The sequence below is a fragment of the Herbaspirillum sp. CF444 genome (assembly GCF_000282135.1).
In the GTDB taxonomy this organism is placed as follows: Bacteria; Pseudomonadota; Gammaproteobacteria; order Burkholderiales; family Burkholderiaceae_D; genus Herbaspirillum.
Genome location: NZ_AKJW01000083.1, coordinates 120271 through 143114, shown reverse-complemented (window position 1 = coordinate 143114; position 22844 = coordinate 120271). Strand labels below are relative to the sequence as shown.

The 22844-nt window shown below is 56.1% G+C and carries 20 protein-coding genes; 12 read left to right on the top strand and 8 right to left on the bottom strand.

Annotation, left to right across the window (positions count from 1 at the left end; translation table 11 throughout):
* Window positions 1-25 precede the first annotated feature (25 nt).
* The 6 genes from epsF to epsL form a co-directional block, all read right to left on the bottom strand.
* Window positions 26-1417 carry a chain length determinant protein EpsF gene (epsF, locus tag PMI16_RS19695; protein ID WP_007882782.1) on the bottom strand — a complete coding sequence of 464 codons (1392 nt, stop codon included), beginning with the start codon at window positions 1415-1417 and terminating at the stop codon, window positions 26-28.
* Window positions 1418-1481: 64 nt separating this feature from the next.
* Window positions 1482-2279 (bottom strand): polysaccharide export protein EpsE, encoded by a 798-nt coding sequence (epsE, locus tag PMI16_RS19690; protein WP_007882780.1) that lies wholly within the window; start codon window positions 2277-2279, stop codon window positions 1482-1484.
* Window positions 2280-2293: 14 nt separating this feature from the next.
* The gene (locus PMI16_RS19685) at window positions 2294-3298 is read right to left on the bottom strand and encodes an EpsD family peptidyl-prolyl cis-trans isomerase (RefSeq protein ID WP_237719903.1); all 1005 of its coding nucleotides are present in this window, start codon (window positions 3296-3298) and stop codon (window positions 2294-2296) included.
* 4 nt (window positions 3299-3302) lie between these two features.
* Window positions 3303-3827, bottom strand: a complete 525-nt coding sequence (locus PMI16_RS19680; RefSeq protein ID WP_007882768.1) for a hypothetical protein — start codon at window positions 3825-3827, stop codon at window positions 3303-3305.
* Between the two features lie 97 nt (window positions 3828-3924).
* Window positions 3925-5316 carry an undecaprenyl-phosphate glucose phosphotransferase gene (locus PMI16_RS19675; RefSeq protein ID WP_007882767.1) on the bottom strand — a complete coding sequence of 464 codons (1392 nt, stop codon included), beginning with the start codon at window positions 5314-5316 and terminating at the stop codon, window positions 3925-3927.
* A gap of 11 nt (window positions 5317-5327) precedes the next feature.
* A complete protein-coding gene (gene epsL, locus PMI16_RS19670) occupies window positions 5328-6620 on the bottom strand; it encodes an XrtB/PEP-CTERM-associated polysaccharide biosynthesis outer membrane protein EpsL (RefSeq protein WP_237719902.1) in 1293 nt (430 codons plus the stop codon).
* 1789 nt (window positions 6621-8409) lie between these two features.
* Here epsL and thrS point away from each other — a divergent pair.
* The 9 genes from thrS to PMI16_RS19625 all read left to right on the top strand — a co-directional run bounded on the left by thrS (window position 8410) and on the right by PMI16_RS19625 (window position 17336).
* The gene (thrS, locus tag PMI16_RS19665) at window positions 8410-10317 is read left to right on the top strand and encodes a threonine--tRNA ligase (RefSeq protein ID WP_007882757.1); all 1908 of its coding nucleotides are present in this window, start codon (window positions 8410-8412) and stop codon (window positions 10315-10317) included.
* Window positions 10318-10358: 41 nt separating this feature from the next.
* Window positions 10359-10904, top strand: coding sequence for a translation initiation factor IF-3 (gene infC / locus PMI16_RS19660; protein WP_237719910.1), 546 nt, complete (start codon window positions 10359-10361; stop codon window positions 10902-10904).
* Between the two features lie 256 nt (window positions 10905-11160).
* The gene (rpmI, locus tag PMI16_RS19655; protein ID WP_007882755.1) at window positions 11161-11358 is read left to right on the top strand and encodes a 50S ribosomal protein L35; all 198 of its coding nucleotides are present in this window, start codon (window positions 11161-11163) and stop codon (window positions 11356-11358) included.
* 20 nt (window positions 11359-11378) lie between these two features.
* On the top strand, window positions 11379-11738 hold the full coding sequence (gene rplT, locus PMI16_RS19650) for a 50S ribosomal protein L20 (protein ID WP_007882754.1): 360 nt from the start codon (window positions 11379-11381) through the stop codon (window positions 11736-11738).
* A 186-nt stretch (window positions 11739-11924) separates the two neighbouring features.
* Window positions 11925-12941, top strand: a complete 1017-nt coding sequence (pheS, locus tag PMI16_RS19645) for a phenylalanine--tRNA ligase subunit alpha (protein ID WP_007882753.1) — start codon at window positions 11925-11927, stop codon at window positions 12939-12941.
* A gap of 105 nt (window positions 12942-13046) precedes the next feature.
* Window positions 13047-15473 (top strand): phenylalanine--tRNA ligase subunit beta, encoded by a 2427-nt coding sequence (gene pheT / locus PMI16_RS19640; RefSeq protein ID WP_007882751.1) that lies wholly within the window; start codon window positions 13047-13049, stop codon window positions 15471-15473.
* 118 nt (window positions 15474-15591) lie between these two features.
* Window positions 15592-16005, top strand: a complete 414-nt coding sequence (locus tag PMI16_RS19635) for an integration host factor subunit alpha (protein WP_007882749.1) — start codon at window positions 15592-15594, stop codon at window positions 16003-16005.
* An 11-nt stretch (window positions 16006-16016) separates the two neighbouring features.
* The gene (locus tag PMI16_RS19630; RefSeq protein ID WP_007882747.1) at window positions 16017-16427 is read left to right on the top strand and encodes a MerR family transcriptional regulator; all 411 of its coding nucleotides are present in this window, start codon (window positions 16017-16019) and stop codon (window positions 16425-16427) included.
* A 165-nt stretch (window positions 16428-16592) separates the two neighbouring features.
* The gene (locus PMI16_RS19625; RefSeq protein ID WP_007882743.1) at window positions 16593-17336 is read left to right on the top strand and encodes an FkbM family methyltransferase; all 744 of its coding nucleotides are present in this window, start codon (window positions 16593-16595) and stop codon (window positions 17334-17336) included.
* Between the two features lie 139 nt (window positions 17337-17475).
* Here the strand turns inward: PMI16_RS19625 and PMI16_RS19620 are convergent, their stop codons facing one another.
* Window positions 17476-18411 carry a glycosyltransferase family 2 protein gene (locus PMI16_RS19620; protein ID WP_007882742.1) on the bottom strand — a complete coding sequence of 312 codons (936 nt, stop codon included), beginning with the start codon at window positions 18409-18411 and terminating at the stop codon, window positions 17476-17478.
* A gap of 228 nt (window positions 18412-18639) precedes the next feature.
* On the opposite strand from PMI16_RS19620, the gene PMI16_RS19615 reads away from it, so the two are divergent.
* The 3 genes from PMI16_RS19615 to PMI16_RS19605 are packed head-to-tail and all read left to right on the top strand — an operon-like array spanning window position 18640 to window position 22076.
* Window positions 18640-19395 (top strand): WecB/TagA/CpsF family glycosyltransferase, encoded by a 756-nt coding sequence (locus PMI16_RS19615; RefSeq protein ID WP_007882741.1) that lies wholly within the window; start codon window positions 18640-18642, stop codon window positions 19393-19395.
* A gap of 48 nt (window positions 19396-19443) precedes the next feature.
* A complete protein-coding gene (locus PMI16_RS19610) occupies window positions 19444-20850 on the top strand; it encodes an undecaprenyl-phosphate glucose phosphotransferase (RefSeq protein WP_007882740.1) in 1407 nt (468 codons plus the stop codon).
* Between the two features lie 32 nt (window positions 20851-20882).
* Complete coding sequence (locus tag PMI16_RS19605; RefSeq protein WP_007882739.1) at window positions 20883-22076, top strand: GNAT family N-acetyltransferase; 1194 nt, start codon at window positions 20883-20885, stop codon at window positions 22074-22076.
* Here PMI16_RS19605 and PMI16_RS19600 read toward each other — a convergent pair.
* The gene (locus PMI16_RS19600; protein WP_007882738.1) at window positions 22033-22806 is read right to left on the bottom strand and encodes a polysaccharide deacetylase family protein; all 774 of its coding nucleotides are present in this window, start codon (window positions 22804-22806) and stop codon (window positions 22033-22035) included. The two genes, PMI16_RS19605 and PMI16_RS19600, sit on opposite strands and share 44 nt — an antisense overlap.
* Between the last annotated feature and the right edge of the window lie 38 nt (window positions 22807-22844).

The following is a 22844-nucleotide window of genomic DNA, read 5'->3' as shown; positions in this document are numbered from 1 at the left end:
TCAAGCTGGTCTGGATGTATGGCGATCAATGCGATAAAAACATATTTGGAAATCCAGACTTGCGTACCGGTTTTTTCCAGGCGACGGCTCCCAGCACTGGCGCTTGCAATACGGTCAGCAAGTCGTCGCTGGATCGCACGCGCCGGTTGGTCAGTTCAGCCAGGATCGCCAGTGCCAGGCCCAACGTGGCGCCAAGCAATACTGCCAGCACGGCATTGAGCGCGATATTCGGGCTGGCCGGTCGTGCTGGGATCACGGCTGGATTCAGCAGCACCACATCGGATTGGTTGGCATTACCTTCCAGGTCGGTCTGGGCCAGCCGCTGCGCGGCAGCGTCATAGGCGTGCTGGGCGTTCTCCACATCCTTGCTGAGCACCGACAATTCATCGCGCGCCCGATTCATCTGCAGCAGCTTGGTAGTCTGTGCATCCAAGGCTGCACGTATTTCTGCTTCGCGCTGGCGCAAGATACGGCCGTTATTGGCCACGCTGTTATTGGTTGAACTGATGCTGTTATTTAGTGCGGCCTGCAATCTGTCGACTTCAGCTTTGGCGGCCTGGTACTGAGGATGGTTGTGGTCCAGGTTTTGCGACAGCATCGCGAACTTCGCTTGCGCTTGCGCCAAAGACGCTTTCAGATTTTGGATCAGCATGTTGCTCGCCACATCCGGCGAATCCCTGCCATCGCGGCCCATGGCCTGGCTGCCGCGCGAGGATGCTTCGATGGCCTGGCTCTGGGCCTGGACCAGTTGGGTCGACAATTCGTTCAGACGTGCAGTGGCGACGTCGACACTGCTGTCCGTGCTGACGATACCGTGATCTTGCTGATACTTGGAGAGTTTGTTTTGCGCCTGTTCCAAAGCGCTACGCAAGGTCTTGACTTGCGTCGAGAAATACTGCGAAGCCTGCTGCAAAGGGGCCAGCTTGATCTGCAAGTTGATCTGCTGATAGGCTGCGGCGAAGGCGTTGGCAACGCTGGCAACGAATCTCGGATCGCTGCCTTTGGCGCTGATTTCGATCACGCTGCTCTCCCTCGAAGGTGCCAGCTCTACCATCTTCAACAAGGAATCGGCTAACCAGTCGCGCATTGGGACGTTGCCATTGGCGACCTTCTGGAAGCGTTTTTGGGCATTGGGGTCGTCGGCCAGCCCCAGATTGTCAACCACTTTCAGCGCTACGCTCCTGCTGGTGACGATGTCCATTTGGGTCGCCATGTATCCGGATACCTGTTGCGCCGCCAGAACGTGACCGGAGACGGGGTCGGTGCCCTTGTAGTTGAGCAGCAATGAGGTCGTTGCCCGATAGGTTTTTGGCAATGCGAGGCTCACCGCGACGGTCGCCGCGATCACGATCAGCAAGGTCGTCAGAATGAGTTTGTAGCGCGTGCGGACGATGGTCCGTATCTGAAAAAAAGTCATGGCAGCTCCGTCCTGGTGCAGGCCGAAAAATGGCGGCGAAAGAATAGTTCGATAGCGGCGTGCATCAGAACAGGCTCTCTTTCACATACACAATGTCATCTGCCTGTAGCACCGTATTGTTCTTTGCGTCGATCATTTGCAGATTGCCGCTGGCATCGCGGCGTTTTATCCGCAGGCCGCGTTCGGTGCCGCGCGGGGTCAATCCGCCGCCCACGGACAGGGCCTGCAGCACAGTCATCTCGGCTTCCAGCCGGTAGCCGCCGGGATGCTGCACTTCACCGTAGATATAGAATTTCGGCGCGCGATCGACATACACCGTGTCGCCGTTGCGCAATTCCAGATCCGATGTCATATCGGGTGAATGAACTATTTGAGCCAGATTGATCACTTGTTTGCTGGACTGGCCATTGCGCATGCCAATGACGGTGACGGTATCGCCGCCGTCGGGGCCGACGCCGCCGGCCATCGCCAGCATGTCCGTTACCTTGCGCTGGCCGCTGATGACATAGCGTCCGGGATGCAAGACCTGCCCTAGCACCGACACCATCTGGCTTTGCACTTTGGTGACCAGAATATTGACTTGTGCTTTATGCAGGAAGCCACCTTGCGTCAGCAGCGCGGAAATTTTCTTTTCGGCGTCGGGGACAGACAAGCCGCCGACACCGACATTGCCGATCATGGGAAAGGTGATGTCGCCAGCATCGCTGACTTGCGTTTCCAGGCTCAGATCTGGATTGCCGAAGACCGAGATTTTCACGGTATCGCCGGCTCCCAATGGCGTATCTGTTGCGAACGCGGAAGTGCAGCAAAGAAGCAGCAACCAGACTGCCAGTATGGCTTGAGGAAATCGTGGTTTCATCATATTCATCCTGTACCTTATTTAGTGATTTCAGCGATGGATTTATCTTGGACAAAATGGTGGTCTTCATGCACGGCGTGGGCACTGGCGACGGCAGTCTCTGGTTGGCCGGGCAAGGTCATGACTAAAGTTGATGTGTTCTCAACTATCAACGCAGCGGGTTTCTCGACGTATTCGATCTTCGCCGCAGAACGCAGCCGTGCAATTTCTGCTGCGGAGACTTCCTGCATTTTTTTGTTGAGCAGATAACGCTCGATCTGCGGGTAGGCGGTTTCCTCTGTGACGGGACTATCTTTCCAATCGATCAACATGCACAACCGATCTCGCTGCCCGTCTTTCAAGATAAAGAAACGGTTGCGCCTGAGCTTCTGAAGCCGTTCGGCAACGTCGGGCGGCAATTCGCCGCTGGTATAGGAAAGCTTGCCTTTGTCATAGGCAATGGCATGCTTTTCCAACCAGATTTCGACCTGATCCAGGGACCGGGCAGAATCCATCATTGTCTTGAGCGGCAAACTCAGGTCGCGGTCAACAATACTCAACTGCTGGATATTGAAAATCTTCCGATTCGCAAACAGTTCCGGGTGAGCTTTAAAATAGGCATCGACTTCCGCCTTGGACGGTTTTCCCCGGTTTGCCTCTATCGATTCCAGGTAGGCCTGGACAATCGCCTGGGTCTTGAAACGATTGACGACCTGTATCAATTTCGGATTGCGGTCGAGCTTGTTGCGCATGGCCTCGTCGAGCAGGATCTGACGATCAATCAAGGCCTCCAGTGCCTGCCCGCGTACTGGCGGATGTTGTTCCATGCCTTTGGCGCCGCCGGCATACTTCAATTCGGTTTCCAGCTGAAACGCGGTGATCGGTTTGCCATCGACACGGGCCAGCACTTTGCCGGTATTTTTTTCCTTATCGCCGCAAGCCGACAAGCTCACGACAGTCAGCAAGAGCGCAATGCCGACTGCCTTTCGTTGTGAAAAAGCAGTCGGCATTTTCTCCATTGGATAAAGAGCCATGGTTAGCATGAAATCACGCAACCCTTGGCGCAGTCGATATCGATGCGGGCGGGAAGCCGATCGAAGCTCGCATCGAGCGCGGCCGGATCTGGTACAGCAAGAAGCCAATCCCTAGTAGAAACAGGCTCCAGCGTGCAGGTTTTTGCAGCGGTTGTGCCTGAAAATCCTGCAGGAAATAAAACAGAGAATCATCCGTAATATTCAGTGTGGAGGTCGTTGATGCCGCTTCCAGCGGACTGTTGAGGGCAGGTGAATAGCCCACCGCAAGCAGCTGGCCGCCCAGGGACGTAGTATCTCTAGCGGCATCCGTTTCGCCAAAGACCACAGAAGCAGCGGAAACCCGTCCCGTGGAAGGCGTTACACGGCTGCCTGGCAACGCCGGCAGTGGATTGATCACGCTGGCTGGATAAGCATCGATGGCCTGCACATAGGTTCCCCTGTCCTGGTTTGTATCGATTTCAAAAAGCGGCGTGGCGGCGCTGGCGGCGCCGCAAGAAGTGGTAAATAAAACGGTCATCAACAACTTGGTTCTTTGCATGATGCTTCTCCAGATAAAAATTCATCACATCGGGATCGATCTCCAGCGCTGCATGCGATCGCAGCTATGTCTCCTGCCATCCTTCTTTTGCTATGGATCAGTAAGCGCTATCTTTTTTCAAGACTTCTTTGACAGTGCGAACGATGATCCATAAATCCAGCGTCAAAGACCAATTGCGCAGGTATTCAAGGTCGTATGCAATACGCGAACGCATTTTGTCCAGGGTATCGGTCTCGCCGCGATAGCCGTTCACCTGGGCCCAGCCGGTAATGCCGGGCTTCACCTTGTGCCGCAACATATAGCCGCTGATGAGTTTTCGATAAAGCTCGTTATGTGCGACTGCGTGAGGGCGTGGACCGACGATACTCATACGCCCCTGCAGCACGTTAAAAAATTGCGGCAATTCGTCGAGTGAGGTGCGCCGTAAAAATCCGCCAAAACGGGTAACGCGAACGTCGTTCTTTTTGGCCTGGTCGACTTTGTCGCCATCTTCTGCGACCGTCATTGAACGAAATTTATAGACCACGATTTCTTCGCCATTCAAGCCATAACGGCGCTGAGCAAAGATGATTTTTCCGGGGGATGAAAGTTTGACGCCGCAGGCAATCACCAGCATGATGGGCAACAACATGAGCTGGATCATTAATGCCAAAACAATGTCGCTGCCGCGCTTGACGACACCGCGCAGGCCGGTGAAGGGTGTTTCCCAGATGCCGATCACCGGTACACCGCCGACATGATCGAGGCGAGCTTGTATGAAACCATGGGTATAGATATCCGGCACCAGATAGACCGAGGCCGTGGTGTCGCGCAATTCTTCCATCAGCGCCAGAACTTTGTGTTGCTCCGTCATGGGCAGGCAGATGAAGATCGTTCTGATCTTGTGTTTCTGGACATACGCGCTGACCTCGGCAATGGCACCAAGGTGAGGGCTGGAAAAAGGCGCGTGCAGGTTCGCCAATTCATCCGGATTTTCAAAGAAGCCGCGGATGTCGAGAGTCTGACTTGCCTTGCCCTGCGATGCCAGACGGCTAAGGATGCCGCCCTCAGGGTCGTTGGTGCCGACGATCACCGCGGAGCGTACTTCCGGATGCTTGCCGAAGTGGAAGGCCAGCTTATATGCAGTCAACCGACTCAGCAGCAATGCAACCGGCGCGCTGGCAAACCAGATGGCGATGACCTTGTCAGAAAAATCATAGCGCAAGCCGGTACCTTGTCCAATGAGCGCCAGAATAGTGATGATGATCATCCATCCCAGAAAAATATCAACGGCATACGCATGTTGTTTACCGACGTGCAAAGTGCGATACAGGTCAATCTGTTCGTAGATATAGGAGGATACGAAGAAGGCGATAATCATCAACACCAGATAGCTGCCCGTGAATACTTCGTCCTGTATCAAGATGCTCAGATACAAGGAACCAAGAATAATCAGCGGATCGAGCAGGCGTTTGAAGAATGAAACCAGGGGGATGTCATTTTCGGTCATGATCGGTCACCTCAAAACGTATAGCGTGTGGTGAGCATCACGCCGTTGCTTACGTAGCCACCCGAAGCATTCTGGAGGGTCTGGGTACTACGCGTGCCGGACAGCTGGATGCGCCATTTCCGGGTCGGGTTATAGACCAGGCTCAGAGCCATGTCGCGCAACGTGTCGTTGGGATAGGCGGCGCCCAGCTCGGACGATTGGTTGAAATTTCTCTCTATATATCTGTATTGCGCCACCAGCTGGACCTGTTCAGAATATTGCCAACTCGATCCAATGCTGGCACCGTGATTCAGTGAGTACACGACGGAGACATCATCGATCGCACCGATTTCCCGCCAGCCGGCGACGGACACTGCAATTTTTCCCGTGGCCAGCCAATCGGCGGAGACGCGCGTATTGATGCCACTGAAATTGCGCGAAGAAAATTCATCCTGCTTGCGGCTCACCCAGCCGCCCAGAAAATGCAGCGTGGTCTTGCCAGTTAACAGCCAATCGATCTTGGCCTTGAGTTCGTCCTGGCTATAGCCGTTCAAGACCGCGGTGGCGCCGTTCAATTCAGGATTGGGATAGTCGGCTCTGGTATGACGCAGCTGCAGGCCGATGGTACTGCCGCTGGAAGCCAGGTAGTCCACTCCCAGTTCCTCTTGATTCTGGGTGTTGTTGCCCGGCTGTTGCGATGCGAGGTCGTACCATAACTTGCTGTGCACCAGTCCGCCCCGCAGGCGCCAGCTGGGCCCTAACAGCCAGCTGCCGTCTGCGTAAAACTTCTCGGTGGTGCGTAAATTACGTTCCAGTAAATGGAAGTTGATGAAAGGTGTCAGGCCTTGCGTATAGCTGGTGCCGACATTGCCCTGAAACTGTTGACCGGCATGCCAGTTCCAATTCAGCGCTGCATTTTTGTCGATATGATCGAGTTGGCTGAATCTGTCGTAATCGACTTTGGCGGCATTCAGATTAGCCGTGAGGTGTTGCTGACTGAAAGTCTTGTCTACCGTTAGGCCGAATAGTGCGCTGCGTGTGAAATCGGATAAGTTGCTGCCGATCCCCGCGGTTTGCGCAGACGCCGCACTTGGCAATCTCAGCAAATTACTGTCATAGCTGATGCCGTAACCCACATACGGCGTGACGGCATCCGGTGTAGGGATAACGATGTCGGGCGACGGAATGTAGTCGGTCTGCACAGCATCCCCGGCAAAGGCAGGTGCTGCTGCGCAAGAGCAGATCGGTATCAGAAGAACGCTTTTCCACGGTAAACCGCAAAACAGGACACGTCTTCCGACGAGGCTTTTTATAGGTCTGCTCATCAATGATCTTTCTGGCATAAAGAATGACGTACAAACGCGTAACTGCGACACCACAGACCATTTTTACGACTGCTCATTACATGGCGAGCAGGCCGAAAAATAGTAAGGATGTACGCCGATAAGCCGCTTTGTGTTTTTCTAAGCGCGACGAGAGACCATTGCTCGGAATCGTTCGAATGATTCAGGCAGGTGGCAATTGCATCAAAAAAATCTGGTGTCGGCTGTGCACGTGCGTGCCGCCGCCTCGCAGTTATCGCTTTGCATCAAGATGCACTAGCGGCAATCAGAACGCTTGTCACCGATAACCACGCGAGGAATTCTAAAGATCTGAATCGAAAAATAATGAACGGAATTGCACGGAGGTTTCGCAATGAACGCAATGAATGGCATGGGCGCTTATCGCGACGGAGCTATTCTTTAAGGCGGGGGCCAGGAACTGCGAGTGAACGTTTGTTTGCATGGTCCTTCCTTTAACAAATACTGAGCAAGTAATGGCCGTGGCCCGTACAAGAAAATAAGTAGGGTCAGCCTGGTCATTTATTGACTGACGTTCTAAAGCAATTCAAAGTCAACTGTCCTTTTGAAGAGGCGCATCGAATGCGTTTTTCAGGGCATGTTGCAGGACAACATTGAGACCAGAGAGGAGCTGTGTAGGTTCAGATTAAAAACGATTTGTTACATCTTGCTTTTTAATAATTCACAAGATGTTAACTGTGATGCTGTGGTGCACCAAATTGGATTTCTTGGGTGCCCAAGATCTGGGCGCCGGATGAGAATAACAAGCCAGGAAAGTGTTCCGCTGAGGTAGGTGAGCCACTCGTGTGCATGGTGTGCAAGCCACGTGGCGCACGCTGATGTGAGTGGCGGTTGCATTGATTGCTTCCGTCATCAGCAGTACTTCACAGACGTTGTCGGCATCGATTGAACGCGATGAATCGAGCGTGGCGAATACGATGGTGTCATTGCGGACGAGCGAGAACGCGTTAAGGTGCCGGCGCATTTGTCTCGCCTGCCCAGCCGTTAGCTTGATGCAGCACATGCCTAGCAGGGATCGCATAGTAACGTTCGCGGTGGGCCGATATCACTAACGTTTACTAGAGCGCGTCTCAGACCGATTTGTGAAATGAGTTCTATGACATGCATCGGGTCTGCCGGATCGGGCAGCGGCAGTCCGGATCGAGCGGCCGCGTTCGCATTGTCTGTCAGACTTTACCTACACGGGTGTGGAAAATAGGTCAGACGAATCTGAGTGGAGCGTTGATCTACTGTTTGAAGCGAGGATCGCAAGGCCTCGTTCTCCGGTGTCGTGCGCGACTGGTCGCGTAAATACTGCGCCATTCTTGGGCAGGGCCTGGTATTGGCTGCTTGCGTTCTTCATGCAGCTGCGCGCCGCGTTCAATAAGTAGCTTGGCCTCGGTGCGATTTTTCAGACCTGGCCGGGCGCAGGGAGTCCATTTGGTCGCTGGTGCGTATGCGGGCTTTCTTGGCCGTGCGCTGCAAAGCAGCGTAACAACGCTACTAATTTGTTATAATTACGCGATGTTGCATGGTTGCACGCTTAACGTGCATGATGTGATCATGTTTTTGCAGTATTCCCTATTCAGCATGTAAGAGCGAGAAAGGCACACCGGTTATGACACCGCGAACTACCACCAAGGTCTCTACGCGACGCTAGTCGGGTTCTTTTTCGTCTTCTGAAAAAGCGCGGCTGGTCCGCGTTTTTTTTCGTCCTTATTTTCCGCATTCTATAAATCAAGCGTCGGCAAAAAATGCCGAGATGGAGTTCAAAATGGTTTCAGTTCGTCTCCCCGATGGTTCGCAACGTCAATTCGACGCGCCCGTCACCGTGGCGCAAGTCGCCGCCAACATCGGCGCGGGTCTGGCCAAGGCAGCGCTGGCCGGCAAGGTCGACGGCAAGCTGGTCGATACGTCTTTCCTGATCGAAAAAGATTCCGATCTGGCGATCGTCACCGACAAGGATGCGGACGGCCTGGAAGTGATCCGTCACTCGACCGCCCACTTGCTGGCATACGCGGTGAAAGAACTGTTTCCCGATGCGCAGGTGACCATCGGTCCGGTGATCGACAACGGCTTCTATTACGATTTCGCTTACAAGCGTCCGTTTACGCCGGAAGATCTGGCCGCCATCGAAAAGAAAATGGCCGAGCTGGCCAAGAAGGACGAGCCGGTTACCCGCAAGGTATTGCCGCGCGACGAGGCGGTGGCTTACTTCAAGTCCATCGGCGAAGCTTACAAGGCCGAGATCATCGAATCCATCCCGCAAGACCAGGATGTGTCGCTCTATACGGAAGGCAGCTTCACCGACTTGTGCCGCGGTCCGCACGTGCCGTCCACCGGAAAGCTGAAGGTGTTCAAGCTGATGAAGCTGGCCGGCGCCTACTGGCGCGGCGATTCCAACAACGAGATGCTGCAGCGTGTCTACGGCACCGCCTGGGCCAAGAAGGAAGATCAGGAAAGCTACCTGCACATGCTGGAAGAGGCCGAAAAGCGCGATCACCGCAAACTGGGTCGCGCGCTGGACTTTTTCCACTTCCAGGACGAAGCGCCGGGTTTGATTTTCTGGCATCCGAAGGGCTGGTCGATCTGGCAGCAGGTCGAGCAATATATGCGCCGTGTTTATCAGGACAACGGCTATCAGGAAGTCAAGGCGCCGCAAATCCTGGACCGCTCACTGTGGGAAAAGACCGGCCATTGGGAAAACTATCGTGAAAACATGTTCACGACCGAATCGGAAAACCGCGCCTATGCGTTGAAACCGATGAATTGCCCTGGCCATATCCAGATTTTCAATTCCGGCCTGCACAGCTATCGCGACCTGCCGTTGCGTTACGGCGAGTTCGGCCAATGCCACCGCAATGAGCCGTCCGGCGCGCTGCACGGCATGATGCGCGTACGTGGCTTTACCCAGGATGACGGCCACATTTTCTGTACTGAAGATCAGGTGCAGGAAGAAGTCGCGGCCTTCAACAAGGTGGTGCGCGAGGTGTATACCAACTTCGGCTTTACCGACGTCGCCGTGAAGCTGGCGCTGCGTCCGGAAAAACGCATCGGCGAAGAAGCCGTCTGGGACAAGGCCGAAAACGCCTTGCGCGAAGCCATCCGCGCTTCCGGCACCGAATGGGAAGAATTGCCGGGCGAGGGCGCCTTTTACGGTCCGAAGATCGAATATCATCTGAAAGACTCTATCGGCCGTTCCTGGCAGTGCGGCACCATGCAGGTCGACTTCTCGATGCCGGCGCGTCTGGGTGCGGAATATGTCACGGAAGACAACGACCGCAAGGTGCCGGTCATGCTGCACCGTGCGATCGTCGGCTCGCTGGAGCGTTTCATCGCGATTCTGATCGAAAACCATGCCGGCGCGATGCCGCTGTGGCTTGCTCCCGAGCAAGTTGTCATCCTGAATATTTCCGACGCGCAGGCCGAATACGTCAAAAACGTTGCGCAAACGCTGAAAAAACAAGGGTTTAGAGTCGTCACCGATTTGCGTAACGAGAAGATTACCTATAAAATACGGCAGCATTCTTTACAGAAGCCGCCCTATATTCTGGTGGTCGGCGATAAAGAACGCGATACAAACACAGTGGCCGTGCGTGCGCGGGGCAATGTCGATCTGGGTGTCATGCCTATCGACGTCTTGGTGGAACGCCTCAGAACCGAGGTGGAAACCAAAGCCTAAAGGAGCAAAGCTCCTTCCAGCGCAAGAGCACGGCTTAATTTATTGGACGTTTAAAGGAAACTGCAATAGCTACTGACAAGTCGCATCGCATCAACGGTGAAATTACTGCACCGGAATTGCGTTTATCCGGAGTCAATAACGAACCGCTTGGTATCGTCAATTTGGCTGAGGCTTTCCGTCTGGCGGAAGAGGCTAACGTGGATCTGGTGGAAATCGCACCGACCGCCCAACCTCCTGTTGCGCGCCTGATGGATTATGGCAAGTTCAAATATCAGGAGCAGAAGAAAGCTCATGAAGCCAAGCTGAAGCAGAAAGTCATTCAGGTCAAGGAAGTCAAATTCCGTCCTGGCACGGATGACGGCGATTACAACATCAAGCTGCGTAATCTGACCAAGTTCCTGGAAGAGGGTGACAAGACCAAAATCACCTTGCGCTTCCGTGGCCGTGAAATGGCTCACCAGGAAATCGGCATGCGCGTGTTGGAGCGCCTGAAGGCGGATCTGGAGCCGTTTGGCCAGGTCGAGCAGTTTCCAAAGATGGAAGGACGCCAGATGATCATGGTCCTGGCGCCGAAGAAGAAGAAGTAACAGCAATACATTCAAGAAAAAGCAGCCATGCTTTTTCGCGCATCGCAGGGCAGGTCTTTGCGATGCGTATTCCGGTCCAGCAAGCGTCAGCTGTAGCGAAACCGAAGATTTTGTCGGGAAACAGTGGTTTTGTTTCCTGCAAAAGCAGCAATGAAAATTGCTGCCAATAAGTGAGAGCAGGCATCCAAGAGCAGCGTATTGTTGCCACCTGCAATCATCAAAAAATGGAGCTGTCCAATAAAGGACAGATAGTGTTATGCCAAAAATGAAGACGAAAAGCAGCGCCAAAAAGCGCTTCCGCGTCCGTCCAGGCGGTACCGTTAAACGCGGTCAAGCGTTCAAACGTCACATCCTGACCAAGAAGACCACCAAGAACAAACGTCAATTGCGCGGTGCAGTGGGAGTCCATGAGACTAACATGACATCCGTTCGCGCAATGCTGCCGTTCGCTTAACCTCACACTAAGGAGCTACTATGCCTAGAGTTAAACGTGGGGTAACAGCACGTGCCCGTCATAAAAAAGTCCTGGCGCAAGCCAAGGGTTACCGTGGTCGCCGCAGCACCGTCTATCGTATCGCCAAGCAAGCAGTCATGCGCGCTGGCCAATACGCATACCGTGACCGCCGCAACAAGAAGCGCGTATTCCGTGCACTGTGGATCGCCCGTATCAACGCTGCTGCTCGCGAGCATGGCGTGACATACAGCGTGTTCATGAACGGCCTGAAGCGTGCTTCGATCGAACTGGACCGCAAGGTTCTGGCCGATATGGCTGTGACTGACAAGCCAGCGTTCGCTGCGATTGTCAATCAGGTGAAAGCCAACATCGCTAAGTAATTAGCCATGTTGCAGTCGTCGTCCGGTTTCGGACGGCGCTGCACATCCTGCGGGGCAGAGGTGAAATACCTGTGCCCCGTAGTCGTTTTACATCTCAGTATTTCACTGTTTTTTCGACTTCGTCGTCAGAGCCGAACGGTTCTTGGATTTATCAGACTTCCATCTGAATGGAGCGAGACTTACCGCATGAATTCCCTAGAACAACTCGTTGCACAGGCCCAGGCCGATTTTGCCGGCGCACCCGACGCCGCAGCCCTGGAAAACGCCAAAGCCAAATACCTTGGCAAAACCGGCCAGATCACCGAGCAAATGAAGGGCCTTGGCAAGCTGGCTCCGGAAGAACGCAAGGTGCAAGGCGCCGTCATCAACGCCGCCAAAGAGCAGATCGAGAATGCGCTGACCGCGCGCCGTGATGCACTGGCCAACGCGCAAATGCAAGAGCGCCTGAACGCCGAAGCGATCGACGTTACGTTGCCGGGCCGCGGTCGCGGCAAGGGCGGCATCCATCCGGTCATGCGCTCGTGGCAGCGTGTCGAAGAAATCTTCCGTTCGATCGGCTTCGACGTCGCCGACGGCCCGGAAATCGAAACCGACTGGACCAATTTCTCCGCACTGAACAGCCCGGAAAACCATCCCGCGCGTTCGATGCAGGACACCTTCTACATCGAAGGCAACGATACGCAAGGCAAACCGCTGCTGCTGCGTACCCACACCAGCCCGATGCAGGTGCGCTATGCGCGCATGAACAAACCGCCGATCAAGGTCATTGCTCCCGGCCGCACGTATCGCGTCGACAGCGATGCGACGCACTCGCCGATGTTCCATCAGGTCGAGGGCCTGTGGATCGCCGAAGACATCAGCTTCGCCGACCTCAAGGGCGTCTATCTCAACTTCGTCAAAGCCTTCTTTGAGACCGATGACTTGCAGGTGCGCTTCCGCCCCTCGTATTTTCCGTTCACCGAACCGTCGGCGGAAATCGACATCGCCTTCGGCAGCGGTCCGCTGAAAGGCCGTTGGCTGGAAGTGTCCGGCGCCGGCCAGGTACATCCGACCGTGGTGCGCAACATGGGTCTCGATCCCGAGCAATACATCGGTTTCGCGTTCGGCTCCGGCCTTGAGCGCCTGACCATGCTGCGCTATGGCATCAACGACTTGCGTCTGTTCTACGAAGGCGATTTGCGCTTTCTGAAACAATTCAATTGAACATTGTGATGCGGGGCCGGCGCGAATATCATCATCGTCATCCGCGCTGCCTTGCGAACTGTATGGACTGTCCGGATTCCCGGATCATAGCTGAAGGTTTGAATCATGCAATTCTCTGAAAACTGGTTGCGCACCATGGTCAATCCGAAGATGACTTCGGATGAGTTGTCGCACTTGCTGACGATGTCGGGCCTGGAAGTGGAAGAGGTCGAAGCGGTCGCGCCACCGTTCTCCAACGTGGTGGTCGGCGAAGTGCTGGAAATCGCCAAACACCCGAACGCCGATCGTCTGAACGTCTGCCAGGTGGACGTCAAGACCGGCACCATTCTCAACATCGTTTGCGGCGCGCCGAACGTGCGCGTCGGCATGAAGGTGCCGTGCGCCATGGCCGGCGCCGTGCTGCCTCCGGGCGCCGACGGCAAGCCGTTCGAGATCAAGGTCGGCCAGTTGCGCGGCGTCGAGTCGCAAGGCATGCTGTGCTCCGCGCGCGAACTGAAGCTGTCGGAAGACCACGGCGGTCTGCTCGAGCTGCCGGACGACGCGCCGGTCGGTCAGAATTTCCGCGATTACTTCCTGTTGAACGATCTCAAGTTCACCATCAAGCTGACGCCGAACAAGGCGGACTGCCTGTCCGTGCTGGGCGTGGCGCGCGAAGTGTCGGCCTTGACCGATACACCGCTGAAACAACCGACCTTCCAGAAAGTCGCCGTCGGTATCGACGAAAAATTGCCGGTCAGGATTTCCGCACCGGACCTGTGCGGCCGCTTTGCCGGTCGCGTCATCCGCGGCCTGAACGCCAAGGCATCGACGCCGCAGTGGATGAAGCAGCGCCTCGAGCGCAGCGGCCAGCGCCCGATTTCGGCGCTGGTGGATATCTCCAACTACGTCATGCTGGAACTCGGCCGTCCGTCGCACGTGTTCGATCTGGACAAGATCCACGGCAGCCTCGACGTGCGCTGGGGCAAGAAGGGCGAACAGATCAAGCTCCTCAACGGCAATACCGTGGAAGTCGACGAATGGGTCGGCGTGATCGCCGACGACAAGGAGCTCGAATCGCTGGCCGGCATCATGGGCGGCGACGCGACATCCGTGTCGCTCGACACCGCCAACATCTATCTGGAAGCCGCGTTCTGGTTCCCGCAAGCGATCCAGGGCCGCGCGCGCCGCTACAATTTCTCGACCGATGCCGCCCATCGTTTCGAACGCGGCGTCGACTTCGCCACCGTGGTGGACCACATCGAGCGCATCACCGCCTTGCTGATCGAAATCTGCGGCACGGCCGACACCAAGGTCGGTCCGGTCGACGACCAGATCGTCAACCTGCCCAAGCGCGAGCCGGTCAAGGTGCGCACTGCGCGCGCCACCAAGGTCATCGGCGTGGACATCACCGACGACATGATCGCCAACATCTTCACGCGTCTCGGCCTGCAATTCACGCAAGAGCCGGGCTTGTTCGCCGTCACGCCGCCGTCTTTCCGTTTCGACATCGAAATCGAAGAAGACCTGATCGAAGAAATCGCGCGCGTCTACGGTTTCGAAAACATCCCGGCCTTGCCGCCGGTGGCCGCCAGCGCGATGAAGATCGCACCGGAAAACGTCCGCTCGCTGTTCGCCGTGCGTCATCTGCTGGCCGATCTCGACTATCAGGAAGTGGTCAATTTCAGTTTTGTCGACAGCGCATGGGAAGCTGATTTTGCCGGCAACCTGGAGCCGATCAAGCTGCTCAATCCGATCGCCAGCCAGATGAACGTGATGCGCTCCTCGCTGATCGCCAGCCTGGTCGCCAACGTACGTTACAACATCAACCGCAAGGCCAATCGCGTGCGCGTGTTCGAGGTCGGCGCCGTATTCCATCGCGACACCCAGGTGCAGGACGGTCCGCTGCAAGTAGCGGGTTACCAGCAACCGAAACAAGTCGCCGGCCTGGCCTATGGCGCTGTGGCTGACGAGCAGTGGGGCTTGAGCTCGCGCAATGTCGATTTCTTTGACGTCAAGGCGGACCTGGAAGCCTTGTTTGCACCACGGACGCTGCGCTTCGTGCAGGCTGAACATCCGGCCTTGCATCCGGGCCGGTCGGCCCGGGTCGAGCTCGATGGCCAGGATATCGGCATCATCGGCGAATTGCATCCACGCTTGCAGCAAAAGTATGATCTGCCACTGGCCCCGGTGGTATTTGACGTTGCTGCGTTAGCATTGCAAGAGCGTAAGGTGCCGACGTATGTCGAGATTTCCAAATTTCCAGCGGTCACGCGCGACCTGGCATTGGTGGTTAAGCAAGCGGTTCGGGCGCAAGAATTGTTCGATGTTTTTGCTGAAGAAAAGCGAAATAACAGCGCCTGTGCAATCATCCAAGCCATTGTTTTATTTGATGAATATCAAGGGAAAGGCTTGGAAAATGACGAAAAAAGCCTTGCTTTCCGATTCACCTTGCAAGATACTCAAAACACACTCCAGGACGACAAAGTTGATGTTGCGATGAGCGCGATAATCGCCGCCGCGACGGGCAAGCTTGTCGCCAAAATGCGTGCATGATTATCTTGAGCAATCAAGATAATAAGCAAAATAGTATTCAAAACAGTAAATTAGGCACCACTGCCATAACAGTCAAAATAAGACTCAGAACCGGTAAGGAACGGGCAACCCTCTCGTCATGAACAACGTGAATTCAAGTGAATTTCAGTCTGTACTGGATGCCGATCTGGAGCGCGCCGTACTCGAGTCGCAGGTGCGCTCCCAAGCGGAAAAAAATCTTCCGACGCTGACCAAGGCCGAGTTGGCCGAACTGTTGTTCGAGCAAGTCGGCCTCAATAAGCGTGAAGCCAAGGATATGGTCGAAACTTTCTTTGACGAAATCCGCAATGCGCTAGAGCGCGGCGAAGCGGTCAAGCTGTCGGGCTTCGGCAACTTCCAGTTGCGCGACAAGCCGCAGCGGCCTGGTCGCAATCCCAAGACCGGTGAAGAAATTCCGATTACTGCGCGGCGCGTGGTGACTTTTCATGCCAGCCAAAAACTCAAGGAAATGGTTGAAGTGTCAAGTCATCAGCCGTTTGCCATCGTCGTCTGAACGTGTAAGCCATGAATGAACGCGTTAACAAGCCTGCGCTAATCGTATTGCCGCCGATTCCGGCGAAACGCTATTTCACCATCGGTGAAGTCAGCGAGTTGTGTGGGGTCAAGCCGCATGTACTGCGCTACTGGGAGCAGGAATTTACCCAGCTCAAGCCTGTCAAGCGGCGCGGCAACCGGCGCTATTATCAGCATCATGAAGTGCTGCTGATTCGGCGTATACGTGAGTTGCTGTATGAGCAAGGCTTCACCATCAGCGGTGCGCGCAACAAGCTCGACGGCCATATGGGCGAAGAGCGGCAGGAAGTGTTGCCGGAAGAGGCCGAAGTGTCAGTGTCGATGGATGCAGCCCAGATTGATGCGGTGCGTGTCGAATTGCTCGATATTCTCGAATTACTGCGACCGACGGCGCGTGCCTGATGGCCTGTATGAACAAGAAAGCTGCCGCTGGCAGCTTTTTTCTTATCCGAGACAAGCACGTAGCAACGCGCACTTCGGTTGGTGCTTGAGGCATACTGAGCGCTCACAGTACGTTTCGTACGCCTATTTCCCTTTTCCGGAATCACATAAATTATTGAGGCTATAGTGATCAAAGCCATTAAAGCTGCCTTGTCCAGATTGAAACACGATGTCGTTGATTCGCAACGGCTGTATGCTCAATGGGAGCAGATCCAGCTGAAAAAGCTGCTGCGATATCTGGATGTCGATGCTGTCTTCGATATCGGCGCGAACCAGGGGCAATATGCCGAGATGCTGCGTCGCGGCGGGTATCAAGGTCATATCTTTTCGTTCGAGCCGAATCCGCGTGACGCCGCAGTCCTGCGCCAGCGTTCCGCGCGCGACGATAAATGGATCATCAGCGAACTGGCGATTTCGAATCAGGATGGCGTCGCCCAATTCAACGTCATGCAATCGAGCCAGTTCAGTTCGCTGAGCACTCCCAGCCATGAAGATGTGAATTTGTTTGTCAAATTGAATGCGGTCAGCGAAACGATCGAAGTCAAGACCGAACGCCTGGAGAAAACCTTGCGCCGGCTGCAGTCAGAATATGGTTTTGTCCGGCCCTTCCTGAAAATGGATACCCAGGGTTACGACGTCAACATCTTCAAAGGCTCGGCCAATATCGTGCAGGAATTTGTCGGTCTGCAGAGCGAACTGGCGATTGCCAAACTGTATGCGGATTCGGTGGATTTCCGCGAGGCCCTTACCGTATACGAAAGCCACGGCTTCACGTTGAGTGCCCTGGTGCCGAACAATGCCGGGCATTTCCCGCGCCTGGTAGAAGTCGATTGCATCATGATCCGCTCGGATCTGGTACCAGCGAAATAAGCCAGGCCCTGCTGCACAGAGGAGCAGTTTGCCGCTTGCCGTTGCGCACGGCAGACCGACGGGCTGCACATGGATGGCAGCCGGTCTTCAGACTTCACGGTAGTTGAGATCGCCCGCTCCTGGTGCAGACGGACAGGGCTTATTTCTTGCCCAGCAGGGTATTTTTCAGACGCGTCATTTGCCATTGCCGCAAGTAACGCCGGAATTCCATATTGTCATAACTGGGCTGACGGCGTACCCAACACCAGAAGAACCCGAAGATCATCAACAGGCCGCCAATGAACACAGGTTTTTCGCGCATGCGGTTGATGCCGGCGGCAATCGCATACAGCGGATGGTAACCCATGTACCACATGGCCCGGCCCCAGCGCAGGCGGCCTTCATAGATATGCTTGTCGGACGAGCCCATAATCCGGTGATGCCATAGCCAGGCTTGCGGATCGTAAAAGCTGAAGGTTTTCCAGCCCTTCATCCAGGCGCTATGGACGTCAATACCATCCCACGACAGGTGCTGCACGAAACCGCCGATGTCTTCAAATGCTTTGCGCTTGTAGAGCTTGAACTGGCCGGCGACCTGTTCGTCGATATGGGTTTCTTCGATATAGCGGCCATCTTCGTCGCGATACACTTTGCCGGATACGGCGGCCAGTTTGGGGTCGATCTGCAGGCGCTGAAACATGCGCTCCAGGTAGAGCGGGCCGAAGGACATATCGCCATCGAGTTTGGCGATGTATTGGTATTCGCTGTGCTGGATGTGTTCCTTGCCGAAATTGAAGGCGGCGATCACACCACCGCCCAGTTTGCGGAACCCGCGGTCCTGGCGCGGCAGCAGGCGGATGAACGGGTATTTCGCGGCATATTCGCGCACGATGTCGGGGGTGGCGTCCACCGAGCCGTCATCCACCACAATCCACTCGATTGGGCGATAAGTCTGTGCCACCACCGAATCCAAGGTGCGGCGCAAGTACTTGGCTTCGTCGCGCACCGGAGAAATGATCACTAAAGGAACAATGTGAGGATTGACCGCAGGTGCTGCGGCTACCGGTTGCAGGGGCAGTTGTTCGGTATCGGGCATGGCTGTCCTAGGAAGTTGGTTTGTTGCAATTTTGACAGGCATAAATGCACTTGGCGTGTGCCGCAGTGTTGTTTATCCTGTGTCATCAGCATGCAAAAAGCAAAAAATTATCTGGCAATGATCATCAAAAATTGGGGTACTAGTAGAAAATTGTTAAAATAATATCAAATTGGCTTCGGTCAAGCTAATGCATTGAGGTAAGTTTGCTTGCATTCGGGTGAGGAAGAAATGAAAACAGGGGATTTTCCGATTTGTCGGATGTTTGGTATCGATATATGTGTTGCCAGTTTTGATCAGGCCGCACAACGTCTGATGCAACTGGCCGCCAGCCCTGCCGGGAAGCCGGCGATCGTCGTCACGCCGAATGTGGATCATGTGGTGCGGCTGGATGCAGATCCGCAGTTCCGCCAGTTGTATGTGCAGGCCGATTTCATTTTTGCCGACGGCATGCCTTTGGTGTGGGCCAGCCGTCTTACCGGGCAGCCCTTGCCTGAGCGGGTTACGGGGGCGGATTTGTTTGTCGCGCTGGCACGGGCTTGTGCCGCGCAACAGGTGCCGGTTTATGTGATCGGCGGCATGCCGGGGCAGGAGCAGGCGTTGCATGCGGCGTTTGCGCGTATCTATCCGGGCTTGCAAGTGGAGCTGTTTTGTCCGTCGATGCAGTTCGATCCGCTCGGTGCGGAAGGATTGGAGGCTTTGCAGCGGGTCAATCAGGCCCGACCGGGAGTGGTATTCGTCTGTCTGGGCATGCCCAAGCAGGAGCGTTGGGCAATCGGACTGCGCGATCAATTGCAGGCCGGGGTGGTAATGTGTGTGGGCGCGGCAATGGAGTTTGCGCTTGGTTTCAAGGTACGCGCGCCGCGCTGGATGCAGAAGTGCGGCCTGGAATGGACCTGGCGGCTGGCGTCCGAACCGCGCCGCCTGTGGCGCCGGTATATCGTGCAGGGCGCGCGCTTCGCTGGTCTGCTGCGGCGGAAGTGGTAGCTGCAATGCAGCGTAGGCAACAAGCAAAAAGCGAAGAAGGAGTGGGCATTGAGTTTTTATTCGGATAAGCGCAATCACCATGCGACTTTACTGGGGCTCGTAGTGGGCGTGGCCTACGCCTTTACCATCGTACTCACGCTGGAAGTCTGTGTCGCTTTCTACCAGTGGGCGAATTTCTCCACCTTCAACTTTGTCGCCGCAGTAGCCGGTGTCACCGGCTTTATCGTGTTCAGTGACCTGCGCCGCTATGCGGTCGAGAACACTTCCATGATGGTGCATCATTTCGGCACGATAGTACGGCTGTGGGTCGGCACCTTCTTCGTGGTGGTGCTGGCGCTGTACCTGACCAAAAGCACTGCCGATTTTTCGCGGGTGGTGATGACTGCCTGGCTGATCATCACGCCGTTCACGCTGACTGCTACCTCTTTGCTGTGCCGCTGGTGGGCACTGCGTCTGTACACCGCCAAGGGGCAACGGCGCACCGCCGTGTTTGTCGGTTTCAGTGAAGATGCACAGCGTCTGTCGGAATCGTTCAAGACCTCCAAAATGCTGGGCATCAGTCCGCTCGGCTTCTTTGACAATCGCCAGGGCATCCAGCGGGTAGGTGCTGAACTGCCGCGTCTGGGTGGTCTGATGGATGCCATCAGGTGGATCGAGGAAAACCCGGTGGATGTGGTGTTCGTGGCGCTGGTGCATGCGCGTTCCAGCGATATCGCCCCGGTCGTGGATGCCTTGCATGATTCGGTGGCATCGGTGTATTTCGTGCCGGATTCCAAGATGTTCGGGCTGGGTCATATGCAATATGCAGAAATGGCCGGCACGCCGGTGCTGGTGGCGTATGAAACGCCGTTTATCGGTGTCGCGCGCCTGCTGAAGCGCTTTGTCGATGTGGTGCTGTCGTTGATCATCCTGATCTTGCTGAGTCCGTTGCTGGCGTTCATCGCGCTGGGCGTGAAACTGTCGTCACCGGGACCGGTGGTGTTTCGTCAGTTCCGTTATGGCGTCGGTGGACAAGAGATCGTGGTGTCCAAATTCCGTTCGATGCGCAACGACCCCTTGCCCAGGGATGAAGAGGTCAGGCAGGCCACTGTTGGCGATGTTCGTGTAACACCGTTAGGTCGTTTCCTGCGCAAGACCTCGCTGGACGAGTTGCCGCAGTTCTTCAACGTGCTCGAAGGTTCGATGAGCATCGTCGGTCCGCGTCCGCACGCGGTCCAGCACAATGAGCTGTATCGCAAGCAGGTCAAGGGCTACATGCTGCGCCACAAGGTCAAGCCGGGCATCACCGGTTGGGCGCAGGTCAACGGCCTGCGCGGCGAAACCGATACGCTCGACAAGATGCAGCGCCGTATTGAGTACGATCTCTACTACATCCGCAACTGGTCGCTGGCATTGGATTTCAAGATCATCCTGCGCACCGTGCTGGTGGTGGTCAAAGACCGCAATGCTTATTGAATCTGCCGAAGTTGCCGCGCCGCATATCGCTTATGCCGCATGAAGTCGTCCGACACCTGCTGAGCGCACTGGCGCCGGATATCGCCGGCCGCTTTGCCGTGGGGATGGCGATGCGTATTCATCCCTCCTTCGAACACAGCGAGATGCGCTGGCGCGCGGCGCAGGCCTCATGCGCGGCATACGGTTTCCAGGCCTACGACTGGCTGGCGACCTGGCAGCGCGAACTGGGGGCGCGGCAGGGCTGGGAAGTCTGCATTGTCGAGCTGACGGATGCGGATGATCGCACGCTGATGCTGCTGCCGCTCGGCCTTCAGCGCAAGCAGGGGATACGCATCGCCGGTTTCCTCGGCGGCGAGATCACCGACTATCATGCGCCGCTGCTGCATCCCGACTTCGACGCTTCATCCTTTGCGCTGCTGTGGCCGGTCATCATCCGCCTGTTGGGCGGCGTCGATGTCTTCCGCGCGCGGCGCATGCCGCAACATGTCGAAGGCGTCGCCAATCCGCTGATTGCATTGACGGGCATGCGCCGCACCGAGCAGGCGCATGCGGCGACGCTGACGCCGACCTATGCCGAATTCCAGAAAGCGCGCAGCGCCAAAATGTTTGCCGACACGCGCCGGCAATTGCGGCGTCTCAATGAATTCGGCACGGTGAAATTGCTGATCGATGCGCCTGCGGATCAGCGTGCGGCGGTGATCTCGGGCATGGCGCAGCAGAAGGCGCGGCGCTGGCATGAGACCGGCAGCCGCGATCTGTTCGCCGAGCCGGGCTATCTGGACTTCTATCAACATCTTGCGGCGCAAGGCCTGTCAGGCGGCGAGATTGTCGTATCGGCCTTGTATGTCGACGACAATCTGGTTGCAACGCATTGGGGCATGCGCTACGGCAGCCGCTTTTACTGGCTCATGCCGGGTTATCAGGACGGCGAGTGGGCGCGCTATTCGGTGGGACGGATCTTGCTCGATGCCGTGGTACAGCATTGCATCGCAGAAGGATTGGCGGTGTTCGACCTGACCGTGGGCGACGAGGGCTACAAGATGCAATGGGCCGATCACATGCTGCCGCTGTATGCCGGCCAGCAGGGCCATAGCCTGCGCGGAAAAATTGTAGTGGCGTGCAGCGAGGCCTGGCAGCAACTGCGTGCGCGGGCGCGCAACAATGAGCGTCTGCGCAGCCTGGTCAGGCGTCTGCGCGGGCAGCGTTCTTCTCGAAGTAATCAATAGCCGCATTCACCGGCAACACCTTGCAGCCCGCGGCCAGCGCGGCAGCGACGGCATGTTCCAGCCGCTCAGGAGTATAGCCGAAACGGCTCGGCGGACTTTCCACGTCATGCGTGTTGACGATCAGCCAGCCTTTGCTGCGCGCGGTGCGTTCCAGCAGCGTTTCATAATTTTCCGTATCCACCGGCAGGTCGTACAGGCGATGCGTCTTGAGCGCGTTCAGGTCCGCGACCTGTTCATGCGTGCCGCCGCCGGTGACGCGGCTGGAACGGAAGCGCCTGCTGCAGATGCGTTTGGCGTTGTAGGCGTAGGCGCCGAACGGATAGGCGAAATTCAGCGCCGCAATATCCACGCCCAATTCGGCGAGGAAAGCGGCGTTGCGGTCCAGTTCTTTTTCCAGCGCATCGACGCTCAGGTTGTCGCAGCGGATGTGCGAAAAACTGTGGCAGCCCAGTTCGTGGCCGTTGGCCAGCAGGGTCTGCAGATGTTCGCGGGTATGGCAGGGTTTGCCTTCTTCCATGCCGCCGGTCAGGCCGCCGGCCACGTAGAAGGTGCCGTGCGCGCCGTGGTGCTCCAGCGCGTGTGCACCTGCTTCGCATGCCGATGCCGGCGCGTCGTCGAAGGTGAAGCTGACCACGCCGGTCTCTGCCTGCAATGGCAAGAGGTTGCGAAAGGCATGCTGCGATAGTCGGCGACTGATGCGCAGGGCAAGTTTGGCGGCGGTATCGGGCATGAGTGTTTTCCGGCAGCGTTGGCGATGATGTCAACTCG